The sequence below is a fragment of the Halobacteriovorax sp. YZS-3-1 genome, assembly GCF_047084945.1.
Lineage (GTDB): Bacteria > Bdellovibrionota > Bacteriovoracia > Bacteriovoracales > Bacteriovoracaceae > Halobacteriovorax_A > Halobacteriovorax_A vibrionivorans.
Window position 1 is genome coordinate 957,934 of sequence record NZ_JBKIYI010000002.1, and the last position, 11,545, is coordinate 969,478.

Here is an 11,545-nt window from a genome sequence, read left to right on the forward strand (position 1 = left end):
AAAAATGAAAAATATATTGAAGTTAATTTATGTTAACTCCCTAAATGTAAGATATTTTGAGAAAACTAACACTTTAAATCAGTGAATTATCGAGAAAGTTGAGCATTTTGGTTAAAAAATGACCCCAGTTGTAAATTTGATAGGTTATCTTGAGAGGAATGATGGGGTGAGTTGAATTACGAAGCTAAGTGATTACGAATTTAATATCATGCTTTTCTTTGGTGATCACTTTATTATTTTAGGTCAGAACTCTTGTTCAAACTTATCTAGAAAATAATAAAAAGGGCCTTTGTAGGCCCTTTTCTTATATTAATCAATATTAAGTGGAGTGTATTCAAGGTTAAGGTCATCAGCTACTTGCTTGTAAACGAGTTTACCTTTGTAGATATTGATACCTTTTTTGAATGCTGCATCCATTCTCGCTGCTTCTTCAACACCATATTTTGCAATCATACGAGCATACTTAAGAGTTACGTTAGTAAGTGCAAAAGTTGAAGTTTGAGCAACAGCACCTGGCATATTAGCAACACAGTAGTGAACAACACCATCTACTAGGAAAGTAGGGTTTTGGTGAGTTGTTGGCTTACATGTTTCAATACAACCACCTTGGTCAACTGCGATATCAACTACGACAGATCCCTTTTCCATTTTAGAAATCATCTCTCTTGTTACAAGCTTTGGAGCTTTTGCACCTGGTACAAGTACCGCACCAATAACAAGATCTGATTCTTGAACAGACTTTTCGATATTTTCAATATTTGAAAATAGAGTCGTGATTCTGTTATCAAATAGGTCATCAAGCTCAGCAAGACGCTTAGTCGATAGGTCAATTGCTGTTACGTCAGCACCCATTCCCATGGCCATTTTAATTGCGTTAGTACCTGCAACACCACAACCAATAACTGTTACTTTTGCTCTTCTTGTTCCCGGTACACCACCTAGAAGAACACCTTTTCCACCGTGGTCAATTTGTAGGTAAGAAGCACCAATTTGAGTTGCCATTCTTCCTGCAACTTCTGACATAGGAGTTAGAAGAGGTAGTGAACCATCTGCTGGTTGGATTGTCTCGTATGCAATAGAAGTTGATCCAGACTCCATTAAACCAGTTGTTTGCGGCTCATCTGCTGCAAGGTGAAGGTATGTATAAAGAATATGGTGTGGCTTTAAAAGAGCAATCTCTCTAGCTTGTGGCTCTTTTACTTTGATGATCATTGTCGACTTTTCAAAAACTTCTTCAAGTGAGCCAAGAATCTTAGCACCTGCTTGGATGAAGTCTTCATCGCTAATACCAATTCCATAACCAGCATTTGTTTCTACGTACACTTCGTGACCGTCGTGAACTAGTTGTCTAACACCGCCTGGAACTAGACCAACGCGATTTTCATTATTTTTAATTTCCTTTGGAACACCAATAATCATACTAAACTCCATCAAAGCTAAAGGCGTAATAAAATATCTTAAAATTGTTAAGAATATATAATGTTTTTAACGTGCAATTACAATAATTTAAACATCGAATTTCATGCCGTCATAAGCGACTTTGACATTTTTAGCAGGAAAGTGCTCATTGCACTTAGATTGCAACGAGTCATGTTCCAATTCATGGCCCATATGTGTAAGAAAACTCTGCTTTGCGCCAATTTCTTTGATATATGAGAAGCACTTGTCCACGTTTAGGTGGCTGCGGTGAGGCTCTTCTCGAACACAATCTATAATAAGCGCATCAAGGTTTGAGTTTTTAAGCTTTAAAAGTGTCTGGTCCGCAATCTCATGACAATCTGAAATTATAGCAAGCTTATCCGTTAACAAACCTAATGAAGTTCCATTTCCGTGGGGAAGCTGAAGGAATTCACATTCTAGCTCACAAATTTTCATCTTTTCATTAATATTGATCTCATTCATTAAGAGTCTGGGACTTGAGCCGATATGCCCCTTATTACTTCCAAAGATATAGCCAAATCGTTCATGGATAACTCTTGCACAATCACTTGATGTGTAGAGATTAATTGGATGATTGAATGTGAATGGCCTTATATCATCAATCCCGTTGAGGTGATCAGCATGAGGGTGAGATATAATAACACCATTAACATCTTGGACGTTCTCTCTTAATAGTTGAGTCCTTAGGTCGGGACCAGTGTCAAAGACGATAGTCGTCTTTTTCGTTTGCAAGAGAAAAGAAGTGCGAAGACGCTTATTAAATGGATTTGAACTTGTACATACATTGCAATTACATCCTAACATTGGGATGCCTGTACTTGTTCCTGTTCCTAGAAATGTGATTGATAAATTCATAAGTATATATTGCCATGAAAATTATAAGCTTTTAAACTACTTATGTTAACTTTTATTGGAGATTTAATGTTTAAAACGACAAAGTACTTTGCCTGCCTGGTATTTTTATTTCTTGTCTCGTGTTCATCGACGCAGGATCAGGGCACAAATCATAAAGATATTGGACTTGGTGACTTAGAGTTAAATATCGATATTCAAAAACATACGTTAGATAATGGATTGAAGTTACTTCTAGTACGGGACTCTAAGCTTCCTATTGCATCAATTTATACATTCTACGATGTAGGTGGAAGATATGAGAAAGTAGGCACGACTGGTGCGACTCACTTTCTAGAGCATATGATGTTTAAGAAGACGAAGAATTATCCAGCGGAGTATTTCTCAGATTATATTGAAACTTACGGTGGTGATTCAAACGCATATACGACATTTGATAACACTGTTTATTATGAAAATATTGCGGCCTCTACTGTTGAGAAGATGATTGAGCTTGAAGCGGAGAGAATGCAAAATCTTGTTCTTGAAGAAGTTCCTTTTGAAAAAGAAAGACAAGTCGTTCTTGAAGAAAGAAAAATGCGTTATGAAAATAAGCCAAATGGAAAAATTCATCTTGCAATGATGAAGGCGATCTTTAAAGGAACTCCATATGGAGGCTCTGTTATTGGCGATGCAAAAGACGTAAAGGCACTTAAAAGAGATCAGATGATGGAGTTTTATCATAACTTCTACGCGCCAAATAATGCGACGATGATCATTGTTGGTGATATCGATCCTTCTTCGGTACTAGATAAAGTTAAGGATACAATTGGAAAGATTAAAACAAATAGTGACCTTGATAAGAAAAAAGAGAAGCTTGATAATGTTGATAATTATAAGCGCACTTCAAAGCTTCCTTATATTAAAGGCCTTAATGGACAGGCAAAGAATCCAATGTTTCGTTTAGCATTTCCTGCTGTTTCAATAACTCATGAAGATGCACTTGCCCTGGACTTCTTAGCTGATATTTTAGGAACTGGTACAAGCTCTTATCTTGTTAAAAACTTTGTCGTTTCTAAAAGACCTCGTCTTTCAAGCGTTTATGCTTTCAATTATGGCCTAAAGAATGGTGGTGTTTTTGTTATTGGAGGAGAGATTCTTCCAAAATTCAGTATTCGCACAAGTCGTAATAAGCTTTTAAAAAGTTTACGTCGTTCATGCTCAAAGGCCATTACACCTCGTTCAGTACAAAAGACTAAGAACTTACTATTAAAGCAATACTTCCAAGCAATTTCTACAAATGATGGCCTTGCAAGCTTCTTAGGCTCAACTGAATTCTACTTTGGTGATTATCGTGAGTATAAGAAACAACTGAAGAGCTATGATGAAATGACTGTGGAGAAGGTGAGAGACGTATGTAAGCGTTATATCTCGGGTAATAACTATGCCTTCTTATCAATTTGGGATCGTAATAAAAGGTAATTTATATGAAAAATATTTTAAATAAAGTTCTAATCACATCTCTTCTTTTGGGGGCAGGCCAACTCTATGCAAATGAGTTAGTTGATCGCATTGAGAAAATGAAGTGGGAAAATATCGATGTCACTTATATTCAAGATGATAAGTTTCCAACTTATAATGTCACAATTTTCTTTGCAGATGGAGCAATGAAAGATGGCCGCACTAAAGGTGTAACAAATATGATGTTTGATCTTTTGGAGAGTGGTACTAATCGATTTAGCTTAAATGAGATCGCAGATAATCTCGAATTCTATGGTGTTTCAACATCTTCAAATGTTACTCATGAGTATTCAAGCTATTCGTATAATGGCCTATCTAAAGATATCATTCCTACAACAAAGAAGATCTGTCATATTTTTAGGGATGCTGTTTATCCAAAAAAGGAACTTGCAAAGGCAAAGAAGCTATTACGTGCTCAAAGACAAAACTTAGTTTCAAATCCTGGGGCCCTTGCCTCAACGGCTTTTCGTGATATTAGCTTAAGAGGAACTCCTTACGTCTCTGATGTAAAAGGAAGACTTAGTGATCTTAAGCGCATGAGAAGAAGCTATCTTCTAGATCGCCTAAAGTACTTTAGAGAAGATGTGAAAAAGAAAGTCTATATAACTGGGCCAAGAACAGTTTTAAATATTAAAAATATTATTACAAACGAATGTGGATTTAATTCAAAAGCAAGCTTTACAAGAACTCTTGACTCAAAAGTTAAGGAGCTAAAGCCATTTGACCCACAAAAGCCTGTAATCCACTTTGTTGAAGTACCTAAGGCAAATCAAGCACAAGTTAGGGCCGGAATCTTTATGGCAAAAGATAAAGATCCAGGATTTGAGAACCTTGAATTTATGTCCCAATATCTTGGTGGTGGATTCACTTCTATTCTTGTTAAAGAGCTTAGAACAAAAAGAGGCTTAACTTATTCTGCTTGGGCAACTGCTGGCATGCAAAAAGATTATGGACGCTCAGTTCTTTCTACTTTTACAAAAGAAGAAACAGTAGGGCAGATGGTTCAAGAAGTAATAAAGATTCTTAAAGATAATTCTGAAGCAAAGAATATAGCAATGAGTGAAATTGAAAAGGTAAGAAAGGCCGTAAAGGGTGGTTTTGCTTTTCAATTCCAAAAGCCATCAAGCTTTATGAGACAATTAGTTAACCTTGATAATGCAAATGTCGATATTAAGCGCTTTCTTGAATACACAAGCTTTGTTGATAAAATCTCTCAAGAAGATGTCGCAAAAACAGTATATGCTGCTTTCCCATATGATAAAGTTAAGATTGTTGTTCTTGGTGACAAGTCAATGAAGAAGGCCTTACGTAAGATTGGTAAGGTTAAAGTCTATAACTACAAAAACTTTCTATAAATAAAAAAGGGTAGGACTTCGCTTCCTACCCTTAATATTTTTCTAAATATTTAAGATATTAAATTTATGATTGTGATTCGAGAGTATGCCCTTGCATATTAACAGTTGCTCCTGGAGCAATATTAATATTCTTAGCAACGATCTGACCTTTGACCACACCTGTAGGGAAAACCTTTACCTTACCTTGGGCCGTGATATCTCCTGAGACTTCTCCATAGATATTAAGGTCTCCGCAGCGAATTCGACCTTCCACAATTCCCTGTGGCTCAATTGTGAGAGTAAAGCTCTCATCAATTTGAATATCGCCTTCAATTGTTGAGCAAATATGTGATGGCCCCTTAAGAACAATATCGCCCTTTATAACGGATCCAATTCCTACAAATGTGAAGTTTTGATCTCTTAAGTCCATTATTTGATCTCTTCTCTGAATAATTGTTGATGAACAATATCACCAAGACGGTTAAAGATAAAAACCTTAAACATTGCTGTACTGGTCTTTGGAAGATCAAACTTAGCTGTTACAGGACGAAAGCGTGAAGTGGCAAATGACTCACCCTTTGTGTAATTAAGAGAGAAGTTTCTGATTGAATCTCCACCTTCAGGGTAGTGAAAGTAATTATTCCCATCAAATAAGAAGATGTGAATATAGCCAGAAACGCGATTATTATCTTGTGTAATATTGATAAGATTAAAGCTTAACTCAACCTTCTCATTTCCTTTGTTAACCTTAATATCTTCAATCTTGATACTTGCAGGACTTGTTAAGTCTTTTTGTCCCTTTACTGGGGCAATGATATTAAGTGAACTTGCAGAAGCTCCACTAATCGTTTCATTGGCAAGTCGGTTTGTTAGATCAAGGTTTAGTGTTGTAAGTTCTGAGTTCTTTTGAGTAAGTCCAGAATTCTCGTCGCGAAGATTTTTGATAATTAATGGCTCTTTTGCCTTAATTAGGTTTTCGATATTCTTTGTGTAAAAGTATGAACCGGCCAAAGCAAAGATTGAAAATACTGTTAAGACTACAGGCACATAGAGAATGGCCTTATATTCTCGAGGTGTTAATTGAAGGTATCTTGGCACCTTATTATTTTCATAAAGAATAAATGAAAGATTATTCTTTGCCGCTTCCTTGGTATTTGAAGACATCCGTTTCCCTTTTAATTTTCGCTATATGGCCTAGTTAGAGTTAGGTTCAATGTGAAAATTTGTTTTGGGTCTTGTGAAGTAAAGAACCTTTGTGACGGCTCAAAACTTAAGTGCTCCCTCTCATTTGTAATATCCATTGGAATTCTCTGCCATCTCTCAGCGACGATTTTCCACTTATAATATGGATCACGCTTTAGATAGAGAGTCTTCTTTCCTATATCGTTTACAGTGTTACTCTTATAGTCTTGCTTAAATGTAACAACAACATAGTCATCAGCTTTTAATACTGTAAGGTTTGAGATTTTAATCTCTGGCTTTCCTGGGTTAGAAAAGACTGCTCTCTTATATTGAGCGAATGTATTGTAGCGACCTCTAAATGGGTCCTCAAAGTCTGTACGAGAGTAGTGAGAAAGGTATTTATCAGTATCTTCCTTAGACCAAGCATCTAGCCAACCATTAAAAGTATCAATGACTTCGTTCTTTTCTCTTTTCCATGTTTCTTCACTGAAGAATTTTAAATTATGGACAACAACGATATTCGTTTTATTGATTTCAATATATCTAGCGATATCAATTAGGTTAACATTGTGGGCAACAAGACATCCCTTAGAATCAAGACCTTTATCAATTCTTGGTTCATTATCAGTTGAGTGTAGCCAAATTCCGCCACCTGTTTTCCCTTGTGCTTTATCAATAGGATTAGGGTAGTCAAGAACGAAGGCACCAACTCCGTATTGTGCTCCAAGTTCACCATGACGTTTAATTAAGTCATTGTGATCTAGGAATTGGTTAAAGAAGTAAACACCTTCAGGAGTTCTCTTGTCTCCTTGATATTCTTTATTTCCAACTTTTTGACCTGTGGCCATTTGGAAGGTTTTTATTAGTCTTGGTTTTCCCTCATCATTTTCATAGAGATATAATGTATGAGTAGATTTCTCTGCAACAATCACATGGTGAGCAAAGTAATCATTCATCAAAAGTAGATTTGATGGGAGAAAGTCTTGAGCATTCGCTCTTAGCGAAATTAATGTCGTTGTTAAAATACTGGATAAAATTAGTAGTTTCTTAATCATGGATAGCCTTTATCTTGATAACTGCTTAATATTGTAGAACATTTCCTCACTAGTTCTCAAGTGGAAACCTCATCTATTTTGAATATTCTTAAACAGAATGACTTTATGCGACGTAAATACTTAACTTTTTTCAAAAAAAGGCGAAAAGGAGAGTGTAGGAAAGCAAGAAAACTTAGATTTAAACAAATTTAGTGCACTTTATTGGGGAAAAATATGTCAGCACACAAGAAAGCACAAGAAGAATTGACGGAAGAAAGTGACAAGATTCAGAGCGCTGTAGACGATGTTCTAGGTTCAGACTCTGATAATTCAGCTCAAATGGCCGATCAAGAAGATAAGACTTCATTAACACTTGTGGAAACAGATATGGATCTGTCTCAATTTAACTCTTCAAATGAAGAGGCAGATGAGGGTGGAATTGAATTAAATTTCGATGATGACTTAGATATGTCTCTTTGTGGGGATGGTGATGAAGTAGAAAATGCCCCAGCAGATGCAAGTTCCCCAACTGATATGGATCTGGATATTTCAGGAAGCCTTTCTATCGATTTAACTGCCAAAGGTGAAGATATTCCCAATGCACCAGCAGAGGCAGCAAGAGAAGATGACTTAGACTTAGATAATAATCCGATCATAGTAGAGAAGAAGGTCGAAGCAGTTACACAAGAAGATCAAGAGCTCCCATCTGAAGAAGATACTCAAGAGCTAGAAGCTTCAAGTGATATTGATAATGAATTAGATGATCTTGGTGAATTAGACGACTTGGATGATCTTGGTGACCTAGACGACTTAGGTGATTTAGATGATCTAGGCGAACTCGATGACTTAGAGGCGAGTGCTAATTTGGATGATGATCTGGATATTGATCTTGATAGTAGTCTTGATGATGAGCTTGACGAGGACCTGGACTCTCTTGATTCTGATGTTGAAGATACAGCAGAAGTGGAGCTAGGACTTAGTGAAGATGATCATGATGAAGACTTAGTTCAAGGGCAAGAACAAGAAGAAGATACTCTGGCCCAACTGGATGGTATGGTAAATGAAACACCTAGGCCACAAGAAGAGGAGGCTACTGTTACTGCGGTTGCTTCAAATGAAGCTGAAGAAACGAAAACAGTGCATGCTCCGATGAAATCAAATGAGCAAACAGCAAGTTATAATATCGGTGTTGGCCAAGATAGTAAATCACAACAACATGATTCATTTGTTCATGATTCTAGTGGTGTTGCACAGTCTCCTGCAGCTACGATTCACCCTGGGCATATTCTTTCGTCTATGAGTGAAGAGCAGTTAATGGATCTACGAGTTACTGTAAATGAGTTAAAGACAGATCGTACTAATTTATTAAATGAGATAAATGAACTTCAATCTATGGTTGAGATTTTAAAAAGAGAAAATCTTAATTTAAGAACTGAAGCAGATGAGAAATCAATTGAATTAACTATTGCTAAAAAGCGACATGCTTTTGAAATAGAAGAGACAAAGTCTCAGTTGGATAATTACAAGCATGGGCTTGAATTAAGTGAAGCTAAAAATAAAGCGATGAAAGAAGAAATGAATGAAATCGGCAGTCGCATGAGATTAGATCACGCAAGCGTTCGTGCTCGTGAGCAAGAACTTGAGAGTCAGCTAGAGCTTATGGCAATTGATAGTGATAATAAAATAAAAGCTCGCGATGAGAAAATCTTAGAACTTAAGAGAAAGATTGATACATTAGAGTTTAATATGGAAAATATGGCCATCAATGAAAAACAGGCCAAGAAAGAGCGCATGCTCGCTCAACAGAAACTTGAAAGATTAATTAATAACTTAAGAGGATCTTTAAGTATTGTTTCAGATACAATTGATTTGGATTTGAGCGATATTGAAATGGAAAACTAAAAACGATTATGTTGGAAAAACAATACGAAGCACTATTAAATTATATCTGCCAGAATGTGGAAGAAGAGAACTTCAATATTGTTCTTAAATCTTTTCGTGATTTTATCAAAAATGAGTTTAACTCAAGGACTCCTCTGGTATTTGCGACCATCCAAACTGATGATGGAAATCCTATTATCCGAGACTTCTATAATAATAAAATATCTGGGGAGTACCCAGATAAGGTTTATCAGGAATTAATGGGGGCGCTTAAAACTCAGCACCTACATGTGGATATTGAAGGGGATAAGTACCGATTTATTGATGTCGGCTTTAATGGAAGCCAAAATCTTTTTATCGTTGTTAATGGTGAATTCTCTACGCAAGTATTTTCACAGTTGGAAAATTATATTCAATCTAAATTTAGAAGTCTGTTACATATAAAAGAGCTTAAGCGACTACAATCTCTTGCTCATGTTGATGATGTAACTGGACTGTATAATCAAAGAAAGTTTAAAAGTGATATTGAAGCATCAATTAGAGAATATGAAACTCTAGAGAGATCATTTTCACTTATTTTTATCGATATCGATTACTTTAAAAGTATCAATGATGGTCATGGCCATTTAATTGGGACAAGTTTATTAAAACAAGTAGCTGAAACAATTCGCTCAACTGTAAGAGAAGATGACTTATGTTATCGCTATGGTGGAGATGAGTTTGTTGTCTTGGCCCCATATTCAACATTGGAAGATGCCAAGCATATTGGAGAGCGAATTCTAAAGAGAGTAAAGTCGACAATATATAAGATTGAAGCTGACCTTGAAATCAATTCTAAAGAGGATGAGGACGTACAGTTAAGTGTTTCTATTGGTGTCGCTAATTACCCTGTAAATGCTTCGAGTCGAAATGAAATTATCGGTATGGCCGATAAAATGATGTATGAAGCAAAAAAGTCTGGACGTGGTAAAGTCTGTGTTGCAGACTCATAAATATGAAGTACCTAATTTTATCTGATCTTCACATTGGAAAAGGCAGCTATCTGCAAAACGGAGAATTCAATATTCTTGAAGATTTCTTCGAGGATGATCGCTTCTATGAATTTTGCGATTATTTTTCCACAAATGAGTATTATTCAAAGCCTGTAACCATTGTCTTAAATGGTGACATACTAAATCTTATTCAAATTGATACTGATGGGGTTTTTACTCATGTTGTCGATGAGCACATGACTGTAAGACAGATTGACGATATTGCAAAAGGACATCCGCGCTTCTTTGCTGGCCTTAAGAAGTTTTTGCGCGCACCACATAAGCGTGTTGTTTATGTTGTTGGCAATCACGATGCAGGAATGCTCTTTGAAGGAGCTCAACAAAGATTCAAAGAAATCTGTGGCAATGAAATTATCTTTACTGAAACATTTATAGAAAATGGGTTACATGTTGAACATGGACATCGTTTTGAAGCAATTAATACAGTTCCAAAAACAAAGCAATTCATTAAAGGTCCAGCTGGCAAAGAGATTCTAAACTTTCCTTGGGGATCTTTATTTTGTATCAATGTTCTTCCTCGTTTAAAGAAGGAGCGCCCTTATATTGATAAGGTTAGGCCTATGTCGTCTTATGTGAAATGGTGTCTATTCAATGATACACGCTTCTTTTGGCGACTCATGTTTACTTGCGTAAATTACGTTATTAAGACTTATTCAAATTATTACACACGTCAAAATACAAACTTTAAAACGACGATAAAAATTCTTCAACAGATTACCATCTATCCAAAGTACGAAAGGATGGCCAGAAGGATTCTTGATCGCAATTCGTCCATTCATACTGTTGTTATGGGGCATACTCATCTTCAGGAGTGGCGTCGTTTTCCGGAAGGACGATACTATTTCAATACTGGAACTTGGAATAATATCCCTTCAATTGATGCTGGAAAACATCAGGATACTCTTAGCCTAACTTATTGTAGCGTTAATGTTCATCAGGAGAGTTCTTCTCTAATAAATGCATCGATGAATCAATGGATGGGACAATGGAAGCCATATATCGAAGAGCTTCGAACTAGTTAAAATTTAAATGATTTGGGATTGTTTTTTTGAATGAAATAAAAGACGACGTTCCTAAAAAGTCCTTTCCCGAAACGCCGAAGTGTCTTTATTTCGTCTCTGCTTATTAATAAGTTTATTCGATTTTACAGAAAGAACAAGGGATTTTTTCTTACAGTAACTCGCATGAGAAATTAACTTAGTCCATTATTCTAATACGTTACTGTATAGGCATTTACATGCTCTATAAAATATGTTTTCTTGATTTCTGA

At 36.1% G+C, this 11,545-nt stretch carries 10 protein-coding genes; 5 read left to right on the plus strand and 5 right to left on the minus strand.

From position 1 onward, the window contains the following. Positions 1-309 precede the first annotated feature (309 nt). Positions 310-1,419, minus strand: a complete 1,110-nt coding sequence (ald, locus tag ACMAZI_RS14685; RefSeq protein WP_334679201.1) for an alanine dehydrogenase — start codon at positions 1,417-1,419, stop codon at positions 310-312. An 87-nt stretch (positions 1,420-1,506) separates the two neighbouring features. After that, on the minus strand, positions 1,507-2,295 hold the full coding sequence (locus ACMAZI_RS14690; RefSeq protein WP_412474408.1) for an MBL fold metallo-hydrolase: 789 nt from the start codon (positions 2,293-2,295) through the stop codon (positions 1,507-1,509). Positions 2,296-2,361: 66 nt separating this feature from the next. On the opposite strand from ACMAZI_RS14690, the gene ACMAZI_RS14695 reads away from it, so the two are divergent. Both ACMAZI_RS14695 and ACMAZI_RS14700 read left to right on the plus strand, forming a co-directional pair. Then, the gene (locus ACMAZI_RS14695) at positions 2,362-3,753 is read left to right on the plus strand and encodes a M16 family metallopeptidase (RefSeq protein WP_158536814.1); all 1,392 of its coding nucleotides are present in this window, start codon (positions 2,362-2,364) and stop codon (positions 3,751-3,753) included. 5 nt (positions 3,754-3,758) lie between these two features. Further along, the gene (locus ACMAZI_RS14700; RefSeq protein ID WP_412474409.1) at positions 3,759-5,147 is read left to right on the plus strand and encodes a M16 family metallopeptidase; all 1,389 of its coding nucleotides are present in this window, start codon (positions 3,759-3,761) and stop codon (positions 5,145-5,147) included. 64 nt (positions 5,148-5,211) lie between these two features. Here ACMAZI_RS14700 and ACMAZI_RS14705 read toward each other — a convergent pair whose 3' ends face one another. The 3 genes from ACMAZI_RS14705 to ACMAZI_RS14715 are packed head-to-tail and all read right to left on the minus strand — an operon-like array spanning position 5,212 to position 7,363. Further along, a complete protein-coding gene (locus tag ACMAZI_RS14705; RefSeq protein WP_114706307.1) occupies positions 5,212-5,556 on the minus strand; it encodes a bactofilin family protein in 345 nt (114 codons plus the stop codon). Next, positions 5,556-6,290, minus strand: coding sequence for a hypothetical protein (locus tag ACMAZI_RS14710; RefSeq protein WP_114706306.1), 735 nt, complete (start codon positions 6,288-6,290; stop codon positions 5,556-5,558). The genes ACMAZI_RS14705 and ACMAZI_RS14710 overlap by 1 nt, the downstream gene beginning before the upstream one ends. Before the next feature lie 11 nt (positions 6,291-6,301). Further along, entirely contained in the window at positions 6,302-7,363 is a 1,062-nt protein-coding gene (locus tag ACMAZI_RS14715; RefSeq protein ID WP_114706305.1) for a L,D-transpeptidase family protein, read from the minus strand. A 213-nt stretch (positions 7,364-7,576) separates the two neighbouring features. On the opposite strand from ACMAZI_RS14715, the gene ACMAZI_RS14720 reads away from it, so the two are divergent. The 3 genes from ACMAZI_RS14720 to ACMAZI_RS14730 are packed head-to-tail and all read left to right on the plus strand — an operon-like array spanning position 7,577 to position 11,297. Beyond that, positions 7,577-9,244 (plus strand): hypothetical protein, encoded by a 1,668-nt coding sequence (locus ACMAZI_RS14720; RefSeq protein ID WP_114706304.1) that lies wholly within the window; start codon positions 7,577-7,579, stop codon positions 9,242-9,244. Positions 9,245-9,252: 8 nt separating this feature from the next. Continuing rightward, the gene (locus tag ACMAZI_RS14725) at positions 9,253-10,215 is read left to right on the plus strand and encodes a GGDEF domain-containing protein (protein ID WP_114706303.1); all 963 of its coding nucleotides are present in this window, start codon (positions 9,253-9,255) and stop codon (positions 10,213-10,215) included. 2 nt (positions 10,216-10,217) lie between these two features. Beyond that, positions 10,218-11,297: a metallophosphoesterase gene (locus ACMAZI_RS14730; RefSeq protein WP_114706302.1), complete on the plus strand. Its 1,080-nt coding sequence runs from the start codon at positions 10,218-10,220 to the stop codon at positions 11,295-11,297. The last annotated feature ends 248 nt before the right edge of the window (positions 11,298-11,545 follow it).